Consider the following 21,104-nt stretch of genomic DNA (forward strand, 5'->3'; position numbering starts at 1 on the left):
AAAGCACATTGAAACCCGTTAGATTTCAATGTGCTCAAGATAAAAATATTATTATGCGTTAACTGTTTCTAATGCATTAGCTACTTTTTTCACTAGGTCCACAACACGCGCAGAGTAACCCCATTCATTGTCATACCAAGCAAGTACTTTCACTTTACGGTTACCTAATACCATTGTGGAAAGCCCATCAACTGTTGATGAGTAAGTCGTTGTGTTGTAATCAGAAGATACTAGTGGTTCAACTGAGAAATTTAAAATACCTTTCATTGGACCTTCTGTTGCAGCTTTTACAAAAGCTGCATTAACAGCATCAACTGTTACATCTGTATTTAAATCTACTACAAGGTCCACTAAAGAAACATTTGGTGTTGGAACGCGAAGTGCCATACCATGAATTTTACCTTCTAATTCAGGTAGAACTAATTTTAATGCTTTGGCAGCACCTGTAGATGTAGGAATAATTGATTGTGCGCACCCACGTGCACGACGTAAATCTTTATGTGGATTATCTAAGTTCTTTTGATCGTTTGTATAAGCATGAACAGTTGTCATCAAACCATTTTCAATACCAAATGTATCATTTAATACTTTTGCTACTGGTGCTAAGCAGTTTGTTGTACAAGAAGCGTTTGAAATTACATCATGTTTAGCAATATCAAGTTTGTCATCATTAACACCTAAAACAATTGTTACATCTTCGTTTTTACCAGGTGCTGTTAAGATAACTTTTTTTGCGCCAGCCTCTAAGTGCATTGCTGCTTTGTCACGTTCATTAAATTTACCTGTAGCTTCTATAACGATATCAACACCCATTGTAGCCCAAGGTAATTTTAATGGGTCGCGTTCGCTAATAATTTGAACTCGTTTGCCATTTACAACTAAAGCATCGCCTGCTGGTTCTACTGTACCTTCAAATGTTCCGTGATTTGTGTCATACTTAATCAAATGTGCTAACGTTTCTGCTGGATAGCTAGCGTTAATAGCAACAATATTTAAATTTTCTTGTACGATCGCTTGGCGGAAAACCATACGTCCGATACGTCCGAAACCATTAATAGCAATTGATACTGTCATTTAAAAATCCTCCTGTGAGTACATACTCAGATTAATTATATACTTTATGGTGATTAGTATAACACAATTTTAAAAAAGATGAACATTATATACTCATATTATTAAAGTTCTTATTTTCTGAAAAATTATCTCTTATTATGGCATTCACCCATAAAAAATGTGTAGCAAGATGTACTTGCTACACATTTTTAGTCTGAAGCCATTTAAATTACACCCCAGAAAGCTAGAATTTTCTTTAATTGTTCCTCTGTATTTTCCAGATTCTCATTATTATAAATGACTGCATGAGCTCCCTTTTCTTTCACAGACATAGGCAACTGTGAATGCATGCGCGCCAAGGCATCCTCTTTTGTTAAATGATTGCGTTCCATTAAACGTCGAAGCTGAACCTCTTCACTTACCGACACTACAATGATACGCTCTACAAAATGCTGAAGCTTACTTTCAAATAACAGGGGAATATCCATGACAACATGTTCATGACCGCCCTCTAAATAGGCATCCCGTTGACGTAGCATTTCCTTTCTAATGGCCGGATGCATAATATCATTTAAAATTTTTCGTTTGGCTGGCTCATGAAAAATAATATTTCCAAGCATTGTCCGATTCAAATTGCCATCCTCTAGTAAAATATCTTGGCCGAAGTTTTCTGCAATAAATGCCAATGTCTCCGTTCCTGGTTCGACAACATCTCGCGCTACAATGTCTGCATCCACAATCGGTAATCCTAGTTCGAGCATCATTTTTGCTACTGTACTTTTTCCGCTTGCAATACTTCCTGTAAGTCCGATAATCATTGTTAAATCCCCTTTAATGTTGACAATTTGGGCAAAAAGACGACGTCCGCCCACCAATCGTCATTTGACTTGTTGCTGTTTCACAGGCGGGGCATATTTTTTTCCCATACATTTTCAAACGATTCTGCATGCTCCCAGCTTCCCCATTAATATTTCGATAATCAGAGATAGTTGAACCACCTGCTTCAATACTTTGACGTAAAACAGCAACGATCTCCTCAAATAATGCTCGTTTGCGCTTCTCACTTATGCGGTTCATTTTTCGTGCAGGATGAATTTTCTGAGCGAATAGCGCCTCCGTTGCATAAATATTGCCACAACCCGAAATGACTTGACCATCCATAATCACTTCTTTTACGGCCTTATTCGCATATTTCGGTAATGTAGATTTTGTTATAAAAAATTCACACGCTAATTCATCAAAGGGCTCTGGTGCCATTTTTGTTAATGGTATATGATCTTCAATTTTTGCCAAAAATCGTAGTTCACCAAAACGTCGTATATCTGAATAAATTAAGTAACCACCATCAGCCATCTTAAATGTTGCATGTATATGCTTTTGGAATTTGGCTTCGTTGATGTCTTCTGGTGAATTTACAACAAACCATGCACCTGTCATTCCTAAGTGACTAACAAGAACATAAGGAACCTCATCTTTCAATAAATGAAAGAAAATATATTTCGCACGTCGTTCAATTTTTGTAATCGTCATTTCAGACAATGTTAATTCAAATGCATCAGGCTCCGCTTGTTTAACAATACATTGTTTCCCCTCACTAAAAGAAAAGTGTACCCTTTCAGATAGCTGAACATGTTGAATTGTACGTCCTTCAACCTTTGGCTTCAATGCCTGGACGACACCTTCTACCTCTGGTAACTCAGGCATTTGAACCCCTCCTTATTTTGCTTCATACCATGTCGAACCATGGTTAAAATCTACTTTTAGCGGTACGGAAAGCTCAATCGCATTTTCCATTACCTCTGGTACAATTTTTTCTAACATCGCAATCTCTTCCTTAGGTGCTTCAAAGATTAATTCATCATGCACTTGTAAGAGTAGCTTTGCCTGCATATTTTCCTTTTTTAGTCGAGCATCCATATCAATCATTGCTTTTTTAATAATATCCGCAGCACTTCCCTGAATCGGGGTATTCATAGCCGTACGCTCAGCAAAACTTCTTAAATTAAAGTTCGAGCTTGTGATATCTGGTAAATACCGACGTCTATTTAAAATCGTTGTGACATAGCCATTGAACTTCGCATTTTGCACAATATCATCCATATACTGTTTGACGCCTGGGAAACTAGCGAAATATTTCTCAATAAAAGTTGCCGCTTCCTTACGGGTAATATCTAGATTTTGTGATAGACCATAATCACTGATTCCATAAACAATCCCAAAGTTCACAGCCTTTGCTGCACGACGCATATTACTATCAACTTCTTCTTCGGATACATGGAATACATCCATCGCTGTTCGTGTATGAACATCCATCCCTTCACGGAAGGCCTCTACAAGGTTTTTATCTTCCGACATATGAGCGAGTACACGTAATTCGATTTGCGAATAATCCGCAGAAAACAGGATCCAATCCTCTTTTGAAGGGACAAATGCTTGACGGATTTTACGTCCCTCCTCTAAACGGATAGGGATGTTTTGTAAATTTGGATCTGTCGAGCTTAGTCGTCCTGTAGCGGTTAGAGCTTGTTGGAAACGAGTATGCACCTTGCTATCCTTTTCATGTATTTCCTTTAGCAACCCTTCAATATAAGTAGATTGTAATTTACCAAGCTGACGATATAACAGAATATATTCAATAATGGCATGCTCTGATTTTAATTTTTCTAATACATCAGCAGCCGTCGAATAGCCCGTCTTCGTTTTTTTAATAACAGGTAAGCCCAATTTATCGAATAAAATAACACCTAATTGTTTTGGTGAATTAATATTGAAGGTTTCTCCTGCCTCCGCATAAATTTCTTGTTCAAGTACGACAAGCTTATCGTTAAGCTCTTGTCCCATTTTTTCTAGCGTGGCACGGTTAACAGTAATGCCTTCACTTTCCATCTCACCTAAAATGGCTGCCAGAGGCAATTCCAACTCTTTATAAAGGTCAAATTGTTCATTTTCTTTTAATAATGCCTCTAGCTTCGGCTGTAATGACCATACAGCATAGGCTTTTCGGCTAACATGCTGAGCAAGCTTATCTATTTCAGGTACAGCACGTTTGGCTCCCTTTCCATAGACCGTTTCATCTGCTTGTACATCATAATACCCAAGCTCTCTTGCAAGAGTGGCAACATCATCTCCACTAAGTCCGGGATTATTAATATACGAAGCAAGCACTAAATCAAAATCAACGCCAGCTAATTGAATACCTGCTCGTTTTAATGCCGCTTTAGACGCTTTGGAATCAGACATATATTTTATTTTTGATGAATCCTCTAACCAGCGACGTAGTATATCTGATTTTGCCGCAATCTCAAAAGGAATGTATTGAGTCTTTGTTCCATCAGATAATGCCATCCCTAGTAGCGCACAAGTGTGGTAATGTTCATTCTCTAGCTCCACATGCACAGCCATCACATCTTGTAAGTCTTCTTGGCGTACTTCTTGAACTTGTTCAAAATCAAAAGGTGTTTGCTCTTGCTCTTGCACAGTAAAATCACTTTTCTCGAGCAGTGATTTAAAGCCCAGCTCACGCCATACATTCATTAATTCTTCTTCATTTGGTCCGTTGTAAGCGAGATCAGTTAGTGAAATGGTAATTGGTGCATCTGTATAAATCGTTGCCAGTTTCTTACTCATAATAGCCTGCTCTTCATTGGCTACCAGCTTTTCTTTCATTTTAGAAGCTTTCAATGTATCCATCGCCTCATAAAGTGCCTCAACGGAGCCATGCTCTTTTAATAGTTTGACGGCAGTCTTTTCACCAACACCTGGCACACCAGGAATATTATCTGAAGAATCACCCATTAAGCCTTTCATATCAATAATCTGTAGCGGCGTTAAACCGTACTTTTCTGCAATAAAGGCCGGAGTATTTCTCTCAATTTCTGTAATCCCCTTTTTCGTTATATAAACTGTTACTTGCTCCGTCGCAAGCTGTGTTAAATCACGGTCACCAGAAACGATAATCACATCCATATCCTGTGATGAAGCTTCTTTCGCCAGCGTCCCGATAATATCATCCGCTTCATATAAATCTTGCTCGTATTGTTTTATTCCATAAGCATCAATTAGCTTTCGTATATAAGGGAATTGCTCCGATAATTCTGGTGGAGTCTTTTGTCGTCCACCTTTATATTCTGTAAAGGTTTCATGACGGAAAGTTGTTTTTCCTGCATCAAAAGCCACTAAAATTTTCGTTGGTTGTTCTTCCTCTAATATTCTTTGTAGCATTGTTGTAAAGCCGTATACAGCATTTGTATGAATACCACTATCATTCGTCAACAATGGCAACGCAAAAAACGCGCGATATGCTAAACTATTACCGTCCAATAATAGTAATTTTTCTTTTGTCATAATATGATCCTCCTGCGTTGTCTTCTACTTCCTTCTACTTTATCATAACAATACATTTCAAGTAAAAAAAAGCAGACGGTCATCCCCTTGGATATTCGCTACTTTCGAGTCGCTATCCGTCATTCTCTTGGTTTTACCCGTCACTTTTAAAATCCTATCCATTACTTCTGTATTTCAATCTATAGCGACAAGCCAATCAGTGAAATTTTACTGATCATACAAAATAGAATGCGTTCAGTTATCGACCTTCTCTGAACAGTAAAGAAAGTTAATTATTTCCATATCAACAGGGTAGATGATTCTACGTATTCAATGCAAAAAACGTAAAAAACTTTCATTCGTGGAGAAAACTCCTGTGAATGAAAGTTCTATAATGGATTTATTGATTAGCTGTTCGATAAAAAATTTCTTCATATATAATCGTTAAGATAAATGCATTCATAAAGGCAAATACTAAAAATAATGGCATTCCACCCAGCTGTGGCTGTGTTAACTCTTTACTAAATACCATCACAGCACTAATTTGTGCTAAAAAGAAAATAAAGCCAATACCGACTTGCCATATAGGACGCTTGACCTTCCGTTTTTCATACCAAAACAACTTTTTAAACAGATTTCTTACATCATTCGCAATAATAATACTCACTAAAAAGATACTGACAAAAAATACAGGTATATGATAAACACTCTTTGTCATCCATGCAAAATCAGATAGGCGGAAAAAAAGAGTCAATAACGACGCTATACTACAAGCAATTCCTACATTTTGGAGCCATGTGCTAATTCTTAATTTCACAACTATTACCCCCAACAGTTCTTTTTTAAACATTATTATTCTATCAAATTATAGGCGGTTGGGGAATAGAAATTTGTAAGTTTCTATTATTTTCACAATATAACAATCCAATTGTATGGATACTTATAATTTTCATATTTAAAAAAAGTCGCCCTCTTAATAGGAGAGACGACTTTACTATCTATTATTTTAAATAACCAGATAAAATTTTCGCATAAGGTGATGACGCTGGCAAAATAATGACCGTATCCTCTCCAACCGTTTTCTTATAGGATTCTAGCGTGCGGTATAGGGAGTAAAATTCAGGATCTTGAGAAAATGATTTATTGTATATTTTTGCAGCTTCTGCTTCTCCCTCAGCTTGAATAATGGATGCCTCCTTATTCGCTGTAGCTAACATTGCCTGCACCTGTTGATCAGTTTGCGCTTCGATACGTCGTTTATCTGCATCCCCCTCAGAAAGATATAATTGAGCCGTTGATTCACGCTCTGAAATCATACGGGTAAATACAGATTGTTCATTTTCAGCGGGTAAGTCTGTACGACGAATACGTACATCCACTACTTCTACGCCATATTTGTCGTTTTGTAACAATTCATTAACTCGCTCTGTTACACGATCGTTGATACTTCCTCGTGAGGAATTTTCATCATTAATAATTTCATCGTATCGTAGTTGCCCTAGCTCTGTTCTAATTACTGAGTAAATAAACTCCTCCATTCGAGTCTCTGCCTTACTAAGTGTACCTGCATTCGATATTAAAGCTTTTGGATCCGTAATACGCCAAACAGCATAGTTATCGATGATAATTCGTTTCTTATCCTTTGTATTAATTTCTTCTTCTGAAATATTATAGGTCATCTGATTTTTTGGTAATCGTGTAACACTTTGAATAAAAGGAATTTTCATTTTTAAGCCTGGATCTCGTTCAAATTTTACTACCTCTCCAAACTGGCGAACAACGGCATACTCAGATTCCTTTACAATATAAACATTAGCAAAGATAGTAAGGGCTGCCGCAAAGACAATTGTTAATGTAATGGCAAGAGACAGATATTTTTTAGGATTGAGCGTGCCTTTTTTCTCCATTTTCACGACATTGTCTCCCGAGTTACCGTCTGTTGGAGCCTTTTTTTTACTTTTTCCTGATAAAAAATTGAGGAATTTGTCAAGGTCCTTATTTTTTTGGTCCATTAATTCCCACTCCCTTCTTTTTTATCTGTTTGTGGCTGCTGAGGCTGTAATGGCTGTAGCGGTAAGTACTTCATTGTACTACCATCATCATTCATAATATATATTTGCGCCTTCGGTAAAACATTTTCAAGTGTCTCTAAAATTAATCGTTCTCGTGTAATTTGTTGATTCCCCTTATATTGCTCATACATCTTATTAAAGACAGCTACATCACCTTGAGCTTGCTCAATACGGGCTGTTTTTGCACCTTGTGCCTTGGAAATAATAGCATCTTTTTCACCCTCAGCTTCACTTTTACGCTGATTCATATACTTTTGTGCCTCATTCGTTTTTGTATTCTTTGTTTCACGTGCATCTGTTACTGCTGTAAAGGCAGCTCGCACTTCCTTGTTCGGTAATTCAACATCTTGCAACTTCACACCTAATACGCCAATACCAATATCATATTTTTCGATTAAGGACACTAGTAAATCGCGTGTTTTTGCTTCAATTTCAGCCTTCCCATCTGTTAATGCTGCATCAATTGTAGAGCTACCAATAATTGAACGAATGGCGCTTGATGTGGCGCTATGTAAAATTTCTTCGGGGCTTTGCGCGTTAAATAAAAATTTACGAGGATCAGTAATTTTCCATTGTACAACAAGGTCAGTTAATACAATATATTCATCGCCTGTAATCATCTTTGTCTCAGCATCATAGGCCTCTAGCTCTCCTGCCTTATTTTGCTTATAGCCAAACTGTAAACTGAACGTTTCTTTCGATAAAATTTCAACTGATTGAACTGGCCAAGGTAATTTAAAATGTAGTCCTGGGTTTGTAACCATTTCATCGGCACGACCAAATGTAATGACAACCGCTTGTTCTGATTCATCTACAGTGTACCAAGATGTAAATACGGTAATAAGTGCAATAACTCCAAAAATCCCAAGTCCAACCATCATTAGTGTCCTTTTCACACTCATGTCTATTCCTCCCTTTTATTATTTACTTATGTTTACGGGAAAGTCTTATAAAAAGTTTCAAAATATAGTGAATTTAGCATAAAAAAATCCTGCTACCTTTTATGGTAACAGGATATTAATAACTAGATGTTCAAAGACTGGGAAAATGGTTGTGGTTAATACAATGCTAATTAAAGCAGCCACAATCATTGCTAAACTGGCAAATGTTCCTTCTAGTTCACCAAATTCAAAAGCTCTTGATGTACCTGCCCCATGTGCGCCCATTCCTAACATTAAGCCTCTAGACGATGGGTTGTGGAATCGACATATTTTAATAACGATAGGTGCTAATAGGCTTCCTAAAATGCCTGTCGTCATAACAAAGACAGCTGTTAGAGTAGGGGAGCCCCCAATCATATTTGAAATGTCCATTGCAATAGGTGTTGTCACTGAACGTGGCACTAAACTATGCACAAGCTCATTGTTTAACCCTACTACTATGGCCATAATAAAAGATGAAATAATAGCAACTGTTGAACCAACCGCAATACTTATAAATATTTCGAAGGCATGTTTTTTTAATAAATTGATGTTTTTATAGATAGGAACCGCAAAAGCAACTGTTGCTGGTCCTAGTAAATTTGTTAAAACACTGGCTCCTGCATTATAAGATTTATATGGTATACCTGTTAGTAATAATAAGATAATAATGACAATTGGCGTCACCAGCATCGGTGTCAGCCATTCTTTTTTATATTTCTTATAAATCATTTTACAAATATAAAAAATAATAATTGTTCCAAGTAAGCTAATACCGGCTATCCCAAAACTCATACCGTATCACCCTTCTTTCGATGTTCTAGCCATTGTGCCGTATAGCCCGTTACAAACATCACAATAATCGCGCTTCCAACAATGACCAATACAACCTTCATGCCTTGGACACCGAATAATGCATCATAATCGATGACACCAATAGCAGATGGGATGAAGAAGAGTAAAAGTTCACTTAGTAATAATGCTGCCCCTAGCTCAATCCATTCAAGCTTGATAATATGAAACTGTAAAAGTAAAAATAATAGAACGAGTCCTATTATGCTCCCTGGAATCGGCAAGTGAAGTAGGCGTGCAATACTATTTCCAATCAATAAAAGGAAATAAAGAAAGCCAATTTGCACGATACTTTTGACGATTTTCATGGTCATCCTTCTCTCATTTTTTTCTCTGCTTCAACAGTCAGAAAACACGATTCAAATGAAAAGAAGTTATGCTTTCACTGACTGTTCAAGCTGTAATTTGACAAACAATCTACAATGGATTGATGTTAAACTTTTATGCTACTATACTTTACACCTATTTACCCTCTCTGTAAAACAGAAAAAAGAATCTAGTGCCTAATCATTAGACAATAGATTCTCTGTAGTGAAAAATAAAGCAGTTATTAAAAAATCCCCCAACACAAAGATGGTGAGTGATTTTTTAGGTTAAAGTCTTAACAATCATATAAGGGGGTTTCTACTGACAAGTATAGTCCCCAAATATGAATGTAACATTTTGTTCATGTAAAGGATTTGTTAATTTTTCGGAATCATCACAATCATTGTTGTCCCTACTCCAACTTCACTTTCTACTTGAATACGTCCATGATGGGCCTCAACAAGATGCTTTACAATCGCTAAACCTAGACCTGTGCCGCCTGAATTTCTGCTTCTCGCGCGATCAACACGATAAAAGCGCTCAAACACGCGGGCAATTTCATGCTTTTCAATGCCGATTCCTTGATCTTCAATTTCAATAATGCCATATGTTTCATTTTCCTTTAAACGAATAGACACCGTTGTATTTTCTGGGGAATAGGTGATCGCATTGGTAATTAAATTCGTCACTATTTGAATAATACGATTGGCATCTCCCATTACTTGTACGTCACCGTCAATATCCACTTGAAAGCTCATATTTTTTTCATCTAAGCGTGGCGCTGTTAGCTCTGCTCCACGAATCAGCACATCCTGCAAGCCCATTGGCATAATGTTAACCGTGAAGCCATGCTGCTCAATCTTAGAAAGCTCTAATAAATCCTGAATGAGCATTTGAAGACGATTACTTTCTTTATAAATAATTTCTAAGAAAGATATTAACATTTTTTCGTCTTTATAGGCTCCATCCAATAAAGTTTCGGAAAAACCTTTAATAGAGGTAATCGGCGTTCGCAATTCATGTGATACATTGGCAACAAAGTCTTTGCGAATTTGCTCTAAACGGACAAGCTCCGTTATATCATGCATAACGATAACAACGCCTAGCCATCGTCCATGGTCCCCTATTACAGGTGCTCCATATACTTCTTTATTATATAGCTCCTGCTTTATCTCCATTTTAATCTGCTGTCGATAAGGCATCTCTGTAAGAAATACGTGATCGATAAACTGCTCTAATGATTTGGGTAAACCAATTGTCCGGAAGACCTTTCCCTGAACTTCATCAATCTGCATACCAAATCGCTCTAAAAAAACGCGATTTACGATTGAAATATTGCCTTCACGCCCAATCATCATGAGAGAGCTGCCCATATTTTCGATTAACGTTTTCAGCCTCTCTTCCTCTACTTCACGGACAGTCGTAATATCCTGTAAATTACGAGCTAAAATATTAATCGAATGACTTAATGGTATCATGCGTTCATATTCATTTTCCTGTGCACGTGCACGATAGTTCCCCTTTGCAAGTTCAAGAGCCGTTTCCGTAACATTATCGATTGGTGCTGTAAAATTTCGAATCATATAGCGACTGACAATTCCGATTAAAATCAGTGTGATAGTGAAGAGAATTGCCAATATGATATAGAGCCTCGCCCGCACAAAGGTCAAAGAATCCTCTTGATCCAAGCTCAGTGGTGCAATTAATGCTTCTTGATCTTCCTGTGAAAGTTGAATCTTGCGTTCATCTATTATTTGAGTCATTAATGCTTGTTTATGAGTATTTGCTTCCTCATTGTGTTGCTTAATATAAACAGGAAAAAGCTGACCTATAACAATCATTAGGACAGCTAGTATCGTTCCAAGTAAAAACATGAATGTCAAAAATAAGCGGTTGCTCATTGATTTCATGACGTTTTCGGCTCCTCAAATTTATAGCCCAGCCCTCTAATTGTTTTAATAAACATTGGCTTACGACTATTTTCCTCTATTTTATCGCGAAGGTGGCTAATATGAACATCCACAATTCGAGTATCGCCAGCAAAATCGTATTTCCATACAGCGCTTAATAGCTGATCACGTGTTAATACACGATTTTTATTTTCTAGTAAGTAAATGAGTAATTCAAATTCCTTTGGTGTAAACTCCAATGCTTCATCTTGTAAAAAGACTTCAAAGCGCTCTGGAAATACACGCAATTGCCCAAACTCAAACATTTTCTCTTGAGGCTCATCTTTCTCATCTGATACAACATTTTGTGTAAAACGTCTTAAAACAGCCTTAACTCGTGCTAATACTTCCCGCGGACTAAAGGGTTTAGTCATATAATCATCTGCACCTAATTCTAGACCAAGTACTTTATCAAATTCATCATCTTTTGCTGTTAACATAATAATGGGCGTATTCATACGCTGCTGACGTATTTGTTTGCATACTTCCATACCATCTAGTTTTGGTAGCATCAAATCTAACAGGATTAAATTAGGCTGTATGTCAATTGCTTTTTCCAGACCTTCTTGTCCATCCGCAGCTGTTTCCACTAAATAGCCAGCCTGTTCTAAATTATATTTCAATAATGTTGCGATTGAAAATTCATCTTCAATAACTAATATCGTTTTTGTCATAATATAATGCCTCCGTTAGTGATTTGAAACCCCCATTTCAAATCTCAAGACGTCTATAATGCAAGTGGTGGTGTCACCAACAACATACCTTCAATCACAAGCTGCTTTTGCTCATTATAAGAGTGAACAGACACAGTAATCGTATTTTCGTATTTATTAACTGCTGTTACCTCTAAAAGCGTATCAAACAATTCATAATGATAGAGAGGACCTAAATATTTTAAATGTTGCTCAATAATTCGTGCACCTGGTCCAGGAATATACTTTGACACAGCTGATGTAATAATACCATTTAACATGATGGTCGGGACAATCGGTTTTTCAAAAGGTGTCATCGCCGCATAATCATGTTGAATGTATAGTGGATTACTATCATTCGTGAGCCCCAAATACAACAACAGATCCCTATCCTCAATCTTTTCAGTGATATGGATCTTTTCGCCAACTGTAATTTCATCAATTGTCAGACCAAGTTTACTATTTTTTTGAAGCAAAGATACGCCAACCCCTTTTCTATCATACTACATTCATAGTATCAATTTTATGCCAAAAGTACAACGAAAAGCCGAAGTACCCTAAGTCTCACAACACGTATACATAAAAAAACGAGCAGGAGTTACCTACTCGTTTTCTTAATCCAGCAAATACTCATGTACCACTGTTGAACTTCAGATACACAGACACTGCTATATATTTTTTCAATAGCTGAAATAAAGAGAGATCGATATGCTCCCCTAAAGTTTCTGACGGACAGCACCTTGAGTCGGACATTATTAACCTACACTAGAATTTTCATCACGCTGCGTACTGCATCTGCCGATTGGTCTAAAGCTTCTTTTTCTTTGTCTGTTAACTCAAGCTCAAAGATTTTTTCAATACCATTTTCGCCAAGTAATGTAGGAACACCCAGATATAAATCGCTATAGCCATATTCACCTTCTAAATAAGCAATAGATGGAAGAATACGCTTCTGATCTTTTATAATAGCTTCTGCCATTTCAATCAATGCTGCAGCAGGTGCATAGTACGCTGAACCGTTACCAAGTAAGTTAACGATTTCAGCACCACCATTACGTGTGCGATCTACAATTGCTTCTAGACGTTCAGCAGAGATTAATGATTCTAATGGAATACCACCTGCAAACGAATAACGTGTTAAAGGCACCATCGTATCTCCATGACCACCTAATACAAAACCAGTAATGTCTTTCACTGACACATTCAACTCTTCTGCGACAAATGCACAGAAACGCGCCGTATCAAGAACACCGGATTGTCCGATCACACGATTTTTTGGGAAACCAGTTTCTTTATAGACTGTATAGGTCATGGCATCCACTGGATTGGTAAGTACGATAATTGTGGCATTTGGTGAATGTTTGGCAATCTCTTTGGACACCGTTTTCATGACGCCTTGGTTGATTTGTACAAGATCATCACGACTCATACCTGGTTTACGGGCTACTCCAGCTGTAATAATGACTACGTCAGAATCCGCTGTATCCGCATAATCGGAAGTACCTTTTACATACGCATCATACCCTTGTATAGGCGCTGCTTCCCACATATCTAAAGCTTTTCCCTTTGTAGGATTTTCTGCTTGAGGGATATCTACTAATACAACGTCACCAAGTTCTTTCTGAGCTGCTAAGAACGCTGCTGTAGCACCTGTAAATCCTCCACCGATTACTGATAATTTTTTACGTTTCAGAGACATTTGAATACGCTCCTTTAAAATGGGGTTATATATTTTAAAAGAGGGAGGAGAAATACATCTCACTCCCTCGATTAAACAAGTTCATCGTAAATATTTTATTTAACGAAAATTCACTTTTACCCTAATTATATCGGCATTTATAAGCACACTTTTACGTGAAAATTTCTATATCAGAATAGAAAATTATAAGTTTTTGATTAACTCATTAGCGAATTCTGAACATTTCACTTCTGTAGCGCCATCCATTAAACGAGCAAAGTCATAAGTTACAACTTTAGAAGAAATTGTTTGCTCAACAGATTTAGTGATCATGTCAGCAGCCTCTTGCCATCCTAAGTGTTCAAGCATTAATACACCTGAAAGTAATACTGAAGATGGGTTTACTTTATCTAAACCAGCATATTTTGGAGCTGTACCGTGAGTAGCTTCGAAGATCGCATGTCCAGTTACATAGTTAATGTTAGCTCCTGGAGCGATACCGATACCACCAACTTGTGCAGCAAGTGCATCAGAAATATAGTCACCATTTAAGTTCATTGTAGCTACTACATCGAACTCAGTTGGACGAGTTAAGATTTGTTGTAAGAAGATATCTGCGATAGAATCTTTTACTAAGATTTTACCTGCTGCTAAAGCATCAGATTGTGCTTTGTTTGCTGCTTCTTCACCTTGTTCAGCTTTGATTGCATCGTATTGATTCCAAGTGAAAGTTTGATCAGCAAATTCTTTTTCTGCTAATTCATAACCCCATTTTTTGAATCCACCTTCAGTGAATTTCATGATGTTACCTTTATGAACTAAAGTAACAGATGGGCGTTTATGTTTAATTGCATATTCAATAGCAGAACGTACTAAACGCTCAGTACCTTCTTTAGATACAGGTTTTACACCGATACCAGAAGTTTCTGGGAAGCGGATTTGATTTACACCAAATTCAGATTGTAGGAAGTTGATGATTTTTTGAGCTTGTTCTGAACCAGATTCGAATTCAATACCAGCGTAGATGTCTTCTGTGTTTTCGCGGAAGATAACCATATCAACGTCTTCTGGGCGTTTAACTGGAGAAGGCACTCCATCAAAGTGACGTACTGGGCGTAAGCATACATATAAGTCAAGTTGTTGACGTAATGCTACGTTAAGAGAGCGGATACCACCACCGATTGGTGTAGTAAGAGGACCTTTGATTGCAATTAAGTATTCATTAATTTTGTCTAAAGTTTCTTGTGGTAACCATTCACCAGTTTGGTTAAATGCTTTTTCACCAGCTAAAACTTCTAACCATTCAATTTTCTTTTCACCGTTATAAGCTTTTTCTACTGCTGCGTCGATTACGCGTGATGCTGCTGCCCAGATATCTGGACCAATTCCATCACCTTCGATGAAAGGAATTACTGGATTATTTGGTACATTAAGTACGCCATTTTCAACTACAATTTTGTTTGACATTCTGTTGCCTCCTAAATTCATAATCATAGGACTGTGTTAGTGATAACACAGTCCCAAACATTCTAGCATATTTTCCAAATTAGCGCTCGCTGATTGGAACATATTTTTGCATGCCTGGTCCAACATACTCAGCACGTGGACGGATTAGGCGGTTATTTGCATATTGCTCAAGGATGTGTGCCACCCAACCTGAAGTACGTGATACTGCGAAAATTGGTGTGAACAGGTCATGATCAATACCTAAAGAATCATACACTGACGCAGAGAAGAAATCTACGTTAGCTGGTAATTTCTTTTGTTCTACGATCATGTCATGGATTTTAACTGACATTTCATAAAGCTCTGGTTTACCAGTTAGTTCAGTTAATTTTTTAGACATTACGCGTAAATGTGGTGCACGAGGGTCGCCTTTGCGATATACACGGTGACCGAAGCCCATGATTTTTTCTTTGTTGTCTAATTTATTTTGAATGTAAGATTCAACATTTTCAAGTGAGCCAATTTCAGTTAACATTTTCATAACTTGCTCATTTGCTCCACCATGAAGTGGCCCTTTTAACGCGCCGATTGCCGCAGTTACCCCTGAATAAACATCTGATAATGTAGCTACACATACACGTGCAGTGAATGTAGATGCATTTAACTCATGGTCAGCATGCAATACTAATGCTTTGTCGAAAGCTTCAATTTCAATATCTGCTGGCTCTTCGCCTTTAAGCATGTATAAGAAGTTTGCCGCATATCCTAGTTCAGGTTTTGGTGAAACTGGTTCTAAACCTTTACGAACACGCGCAAATGCAGTCACTACTGTAGCAATTTTAGCTTGAAGACGAATTGCTTTACGGTAGTTTGCTTCTGGGTCCATAACATCCGCTTCTTCATCGAATACACCAAGTAAAGATACTGCAGTACGTAGTGCAGCCATTGGATGTACAGTTGAAAGTGGGTATGTTTTGAATTGGTCGACAATCGCTTGCGGAATTGACATATTGTCTGCCAATTGTTGTTTTAATTCAGCTAGCTCGTCCGCTTTTGGTAAACGAGTATGCCATAACAAGTAAATTACCTCTTCAAATGACGCATTTTGTGCTAAATCATCAATGTTGTAACCAACATATGTAAGTGTGTCATCGATAATTGAACTGATTTTAGATTCCGCTGCTACGATACCTTCTAAACCTTTAGTTGCTGACATAAATTATCGCTCCCTCATATTTATATTTTGTTGTAAATGCGTTTTTTTCTTGCATTTACGGATTTTGCTCATATGAACCATTAAGTAAATCGCTTACATTGCTATTATAATCATTTTTGACAGCTTTGTGAATGAAAATCCTCCAAATAAAGAAAAAGACGTCCGAACGACTATATATATGCCCTAAAGAGTTTTTTTTGTATTTTTTGACATTATGATTTGAGGTGATTTTGTTAAAATGAGGAATTTAAAGTATTTTTCATACGAAAGAACCACAAGTATTTTACTGTTTATCTTTTATTTAGTCATACTTTGGTTCGTGCTGCCAGTTTCACTCGCGATTTTTTTATCATTTTCGACGTATCCTATCATAAATTTTTTGCATAAATATTGTAGGATCGCCTATTGGATAGCAGCAATAATTGTGGAGGTATTGATTTTAACTTGTATTTTTTTGCTTGTTGTCATATCCATCAACAGTGTAATTGTCATCTTTCCGGAGATACGTAATACATTACAAAACTTCCCACTTTTCAGTGAATATGAATCGATGTTTATACAAGTTTTAAAGGAGAAATCACTTTCTATTTTTGATTCGATCATTATATATACAGCTGATCTTTTCCAATTATTAATGAAACATGTCATTGAGGTATTCATTTTCTTGGTAGCTTATTATTTCGCTTTACTTGAAACACGTAAATCACGCTATTGGTTTTTTCAATATGTGCCAAAGAAATATCGTCATGAGTGGCAATCACATTTTGCGAAAATCATGCAACTTTTTCATTATTTTATATTTGTGGAATTTCAATTATTTACAATTACCTTACTTATTCTTTGTGGAGGCTTTATGATCCTTCAGTTTGAACAAGCTATTATTAAAGCTTTTATTGTCGCATTTGCAGATGTACTGCCATTTTTCGGTATTGGTGTATTTCTTGTACCGATGAGTATTTATTTTTATTTCAATGGTAATACATTTTTATGTGTAGCCATTTTACTATTGTATTTATTTGTACAATTAACAAGGCAGCTAGCTGACTCCATGCTTTGGTCCAACACGCTTCAATTACGTACATTCCATACATTTTTCATCAGCGCCGCCTCTATTCTATTATTTGGCTTTTATGGAATATTACTTAGCCCAATCTTTTTATTTTTAGCAGTTAAGCTAAAAGAAAACTCTATCTTTGAACGATAATAAATTGACCTTTTTTCATTTTTTTACGCATCCAATAATAGACAACTGGTTGGAACATTTTTCGTGAAAAAGGCAGAAGCAGTAGTAAGCCAATAATATCTGTAATAAACCCTGGTAATGCTAAAAGTAGCCCACCACTAAAAGTTAATAATGTATCTACCAACGCAGATCCCGGAGCCTCTCCACGTGCTAATGTATTTTTTACACTTTGGACAGAATTCATACCTTTATTTTTCATTACATAAATCCCAAGTACACTAGTGACAATAATGAGTAATAATGTACTTAAAACACCAATGTTTTGTCCAATAACTATTAATAACGCCAATTCGGCTAATGCGTAGACAATGAAACCAAGAAAAATTTTTCGCATATTTTTCTCCTTTCTACTTGAAAAGGTATACCTTATATACGTTATTATAGCCCATTTAGTTTCATAAAAAAATGAATGCCTCTCATCAAATAATACCAAATCACTTTTGTTTATTAATGGAGATATAATTAAGAAGCTTTCCATATAGCACTTAATATAGTTAATTTGTACAACCCTTATTAAAAAGCTCTAGTACAACAAATCACACTAGAGCTTTTTGTTTATTATTAAAGAACGCTAGCATGTCCTTTATAGATAACGCCTGTTTCAGCATCCATCGTAATTTCTTGACCATGGCGTAATAATGTTGTTGCTTCTTTTACACCAACAATTACAGGGATACCAAGACTTAGTCCAACTACTGCAGCATGACTCGTTAGTCCACCTTCTTCAGTAATTAGCCCTATACAATTTTCTATTGCTGGCATCATTTCACGGTCTGAACCCACTGTTACAAGAATACTTCCTTCTGTATCATAAGCAAGTGCTTCAGCTGCATTTTTAGCGATTACCGTTTTACCTACAACGGATGCCTTGCCAATTCCTTGACCACGAGCAAGTAAATCGCCAATAATGTGTACTTTCATTAGGTTTGTTGTTCCTGCTTCTCCAACAGGCACACCTGCTGTAATTACAACAGCATCACCATGTGTGACGAAACCATGCTTCAAGCTTTCATCCACAGCTAATTCTAAAATCTCATCTGTTGTTGTAACACGTTGGCAAACAATTGGATGCACACCCCATACTAAAGTTAATGTTTGGGCTGTATTTGTTGAGCCTGTTACTGCAACAATTGGTACACCAGGTCGATATTTGGCAATCATTCTAGCTGTATTACCACTTTCTGTTGGTGCTAATACGGCTTTAACACCTAAATTAATGGATGTATACGCGACTGCTTGTGAAATAGCTTCTGTCATATTGGCTTCTTTTTCACGACTACGTGTAGAAACAATCGATTTATAATCTAACGAATTTTCAGTACGTTGAGCAATTTTATTCATGGTTTGTACTGACTCCACTGGATATAGACCTGCAGCAGTTTCTCCTGACAACATAATCGCATCTGTACCATCAATGATTGCATTCGCTACATCACTTGCTTCTGCACGTGTTGGACGTGGGTTACGTTGCATTGAATCCAACATTTGAGTGGCCGTAATAACGGGTTTCCCTACTTGATTACATTTTAAAATTAATTTCTTTTGTACAAGTGGTACTTCTTCTGCTGGAATTTCAACACCAAGATCTCCACGTGCTACCATTAATCCATCAGACACAAGGATAATCTCATCTATATTATCGACACCCTCTTGGTTTTCAATTTTAGGAATGATTTGGATATGCCCACCGCCATTTTGCTCAAGCAACTCACGAATTTCTAGTACATCTTTTGCGCGACGAACGAATGAAGCAGCAATGAAGTCAACGCCTTGCTCAATACCAAATAAAATATCCTGTGCATCCTTTTCTGTAATACCTGGAAGCTGTACAGATACACCTGGTACGTTAACACCCTTTTTATTTTTTAAAACACCAGCATTTTCTACAATCGTATGAATTAAACCTTTTTCAACATCTGTAGCTAATACACGTAATTGAATAAGACCATCATCAAGTAAAATAATGGAGTTTTGTTCAACATCTTCTACTAATTGCTCATACGTAACAGAAAAGCTTGTCTCCGTGCCTTCCACTTCAGTCATTGAAATATCAATCACTTGACCAGCTGTTAAATGAAGCTCACCATTTTTCATGTTATGCGTACGAATTTCAGGACCTTTTGTGTCTAATAAAATTCCTACTGGTTTATTTAACTTTTGTGCCACTTCACGAATTAAATGAATTCGCCCCGCATGCTCTTCATGAGAGCCATGTGAAAAATTCAAGCGGGCTACATTCATACCTGCTTCAATTAATTTTTCTAATGTTTCTGATGACTCACTTGCAGGTCCAATTGTACATACGATTTTTGTTTTTCTCATTTTTTGCCCACTCCGTTTATAACAAATTATATTGATAGTTCTTTCATAAGCGTGTATAGACTTACATCTGCCTCATGATTCTTTTCAAAGGCCTCAGGCATATCATAATCAATAACTTGATGATTGCGAATACCTACTGCTCGGCCATACTTGCCTTCCATTAGTAACTCCACTGCATGTGCGCCAAACTGACTTGCCAATACGCGATCACGTGCAGTTGGTGAACCGCCACGCTGAATATGACCTAACACCGAAACTCTAGTTTCTTTTCCAGTCTTTTCTTTTATCAGCTTAGCTAGTTCATTTCCAGACATAACACCTTCTGCCACAATAATAATACTATGCTTCTTCCCACGTGCTGCACCACGATCTAAGCGTGCCACAATATCATCTAAATCATAATCCTCTTCTGGAATTAAAACTGTTTCAGCACCCGCAGCAAGCCCTGCCCATAAAGCAATATCCCCTGCATCACGACCCATAACCTCAACTATGAAGGAATTTTCATGTGAAGTAGCTGTGTCTCGGATTTTATCGATGGATTCTACTACTGTATTGAGTGCCGTATCAAAGCCTATCGTATATTCCGTCCCTGGAACATCATTATCGATAGTCCCTGGTACACCTACAGCAGGGAAGCCTTTTTTCACTAGATCCATAGCCCCTCTATAAGAACCATCACCACCAATGACAACAAGACCTTCTATTCCGGCAGCTCGTAAGTTTTCAATTCCTTGTTGTTGCACGGCATCTTCTTTAAATTCTGGACATCTGGCAGAATTTAAATGGGTACCACCACGCTGAATAATACCACCAACTGAGCCTAGATCAAGTTCTTCTAAATAACCTTTTACTAAGCCCTCATAACCATGTTTAATTCCGACAACATCAATTCCATGGAATGCTGCCTTACGAACAACCGCTCGAATAGCTGCGTTCATTCCAGGCGCATCTCCACCACTAGTTAATACAGCAATTTTTTTCATTGTCGAACCTCCTGCAGTTACTATTATTATTCACATTAACATGAAA

Annotated in this window: 19 protein-coding genes; 1 reads left to right on the plus strand and 18 read right to left on the minus strand. The window is 37.1% G+C overall.

The window, feature by feature from the left end; all coding sequences use genetic code 11:
- Positions 1 to 51: 51 nt before the first annotated feature.
- From A2J09_RS12885 to citZ, 15 genes are all read right to left on the minus strand, one after another.
- Positions 52 to 1,074 (minus strand): glyceraldehyde-3-phosphate dehydrogenase, encoded by a 1,023-nt coding sequence (locus tag A2J09_RS12885; RefSeq protein ID WP_008176871.1) that lies wholly within the window; start codon positions 1,072 to 1,074, stop codon positions 52 to 54.
- A 203-nt stretch (positions 1,075 to 1,277) separates the two neighbouring features.
- Positions 1,278 to 1,871 (minus strand): dephospho-CoA kinase, encoded by a 594-nt coding sequence (gene coaE / locus A2J09_RS12890; RefSeq protein ID WP_031418638.1) that lies wholly within the window; start codon positions 1,869 to 1,871, stop codon positions 1,278 to 1,280.
- Between the two features lie 13 nt (positions 1,872 to 1,884).
- Positions 1,885 to 2,757, minus strand: a complete 873-nt coding sequence (gene mutM / locus A2J09_RS12895) for a bifunctional DNA-formamidopyrimidine glycosylase/DNA-(apurinic or apyrimidinic site) lyase (RefSeq protein ID WP_012295608.1) — start codon at positions 2,755 to 2,757, stop codon at positions 1,885 to 1,887.
- Between the two features lie 12 nt (positions 2,758 to 2,769).
- Positions 2,770 to 5,397, minus strand: a complete 2,628-nt coding sequence (gene polA, locus A2J09_RS12900) for a DNA polymerase I (RefSeq protein WP_012295609.1) — start codon at positions 5,395 to 5,397, stop codon at positions 2,770 to 2,772.
- A 379-nt stretch (positions 5,398 to 5,776) separates the two neighbouring features.
- Positions 5,777 to 6,193: a hypothetical protein gene (locus A2J09_RS12905; RefSeq protein ID WP_031418637.1), complete on the minus strand. Its 417-nt coding sequence runs from the start codon at positions 6,191 to 6,193 to the stop codon at positions 5,777 to 5,779.
- A gap of 184 nt (positions 6,194 to 6,377) precedes the next feature.
- Positions 6,378 to 7,388 (minus strand): protease modulator HflC, encoded by a 1,011-nt coding sequence (gene hflC, locus A2J09_RS12910; protein WP_012295611.1) that lies wholly within the window; start codon positions 7,386 to 7,388, stop codon positions 6,378 to 6,380.
- A complete protein-coding gene (gene hflK / locus A2J09_RS12915; protein WP_031418636.1) occupies positions 7,388 to 8,350 on the minus strand; it encodes an FtsH protease activity modulator HflK in 963 nt (320 codons plus the stop codon). The genes hflC and hflK overlap by 1 nt, the downstream gene beginning before the upstream one ends.
- A 99-nt stretch (positions 8,351 to 8,449) precedes the next feature.
- Positions 8,450 to 9,163, minus strand: a complete 714-nt coding sequence (locus tag A2J09_RS12920) for an LrgB family protein (protein ID WP_012295613.1) — start codon at positions 9,161 to 9,163, stop codon at positions 8,450 to 8,452.
- Complete coding sequence (locus tag A2J09_RS12925; RefSeq protein WP_036162295.1) at positions 9,160 to 9,528, minus strand: CidA/LrgA family holin-like protein; 369 nt, start codon at positions 9,526 to 9,528, stop codon at positions 9,160 to 9,162. The genes A2J09_RS12920 and A2J09_RS12925 overlap by 4 nt, the downstream gene beginning before the upstream one ends.
- A gap of 375 nt (positions 9,529 to 9,903) precedes the next feature.
- Entirely contained in the window at positions 9,904 to 11,436 is a 1,533-nt protein-coding gene (pnpS, locus tag A2J09_RS12930) for a two-component system histidine kinase PnpS (RefSeq protein WP_031418633.1), read from the minus strand.
- Positions 11,433 to 12,149, minus strand: coding sequence for a response regulator transcription factor (locus A2J09_RS12935; protein WP_012295616.1), 717 nt, complete (start codon positions 12,147 to 12,149; stop codon positions 11,433 to 11,435). The genes pnpS and A2J09_RS12935 overlap by 4 nt, the downstream gene beginning before the upstream one ends.
- A 53-nt stretch (positions 12,150 to 12,202) precedes the next feature.
- Entirely contained in the window at positions 12,203 to 12,643 is a 441-nt protein-coding gene (locus A2J09_RS12940; RefSeq protein ID WP_008176852.1) for a MaoC/PaaZ C-terminal domain-containing protein, read from the minus strand.
- Between the two features lie 284 nt (positions 12,644 to 12,927).
- Positions 12,928 to 13,866, minus strand: a complete 939-nt coding sequence (mdh, locus tag A2J09_RS12945; RefSeq protein WP_012295618.1) for a malate dehydrogenase — start codon at positions 13,864 to 13,866, stop codon at positions 12,928 to 12,930.
- A gap of 183 nt (positions 13,867 to 14,049) precedes the next feature.
- A complete protein-coding gene (icd, locus tag A2J09_RS12950) occupies positions 14,050 to 15,312 on the minus strand; it encodes an NADP-dependent isocitrate dehydrogenase (protein WP_031418629.1) in 1,263 nt (420 codons plus the stop codon).
- Positions 15,313 to 15,391: 79 nt separating this feature from the next.
- Positions 15,392 to 16,507, minus strand: a complete 1,116-nt coding sequence (gene citZ / locus A2J09_RS12955; protein WP_025114482.1) for a citrate synthase — start codon at positions 16,505 to 16,507, stop codon at positions 15,392 to 15,394.
- A 238-nt stretch (positions 16,508 to 16,745) separates the two neighbouring features.
- Between citZ and A2J09_RS12960 the strand changes: the two genes are divergently transcribed.
- Positions 16,746 to 17,711, plus strand: a complete 966-nt coding sequence (locus A2J09_RS12960) for an AI-2E family transporter (protein WP_036162296.1) — start codon at positions 16,746 to 16,748, stop codon at positions 17,709 to 17,711.
- On the opposite strand, the gene A2J09_RS12965 is transcribed toward A2J09_RS12960, so the two are convergent.
- The 3 genes from A2J09_RS12965 to pfkA all read right to left on the minus strand — a co-directional run bounded on the left by A2J09_RS12965 (position 17,695) and on the right by pfkA (position 21,058).
- Positions 17,695 to 18,084, minus strand: coding sequence for an FxsA family protein (locus tag A2J09_RS12965; protein WP_012295621.1), 390 nt, complete (start codon positions 18,082 to 18,084; stop codon positions 17,695 to 17,697). The two genes, A2J09_RS12960 and A2J09_RS12965, sit on opposite strands and share 17 nt — an antisense overlap.
- A gap of 227 nt (positions 18,085 to 18,311) precedes the next feature.
- The gene (gene pyk / locus A2J09_RS12970) at positions 18,312 to 20,072 is read right to left on the minus strand and encodes a pyruvate kinase (RefSeq protein ID WP_031418626.1); all 1,761 of its coding nucleotides are present in this window, start codon (positions 20,070 to 20,072) and stop codon (positions 18,312 to 18,314) included.
- 26 nt (positions 20,073 to 20,098) lie between these two features.
- Entirely contained in the window at positions 20,099 to 21,058 is a 960-nt protein-coding gene (pfkA, locus tag A2J09_RS12975) for a 6-phosphofructokinase (RefSeq protein WP_031418625.1), read from the minus strand.
- Positions 21,059 to 21,104 lie beyond the last annotated feature (46 nt).

The organism is Lysinibacillus sphaericus (assembly GCF_001629735.1).
GTDB lineage: Bacteria > Bacillota > Bacilli > Bacillales_A > Planococcaceae > Lysinibacillus > Lysinibacillus pinottii.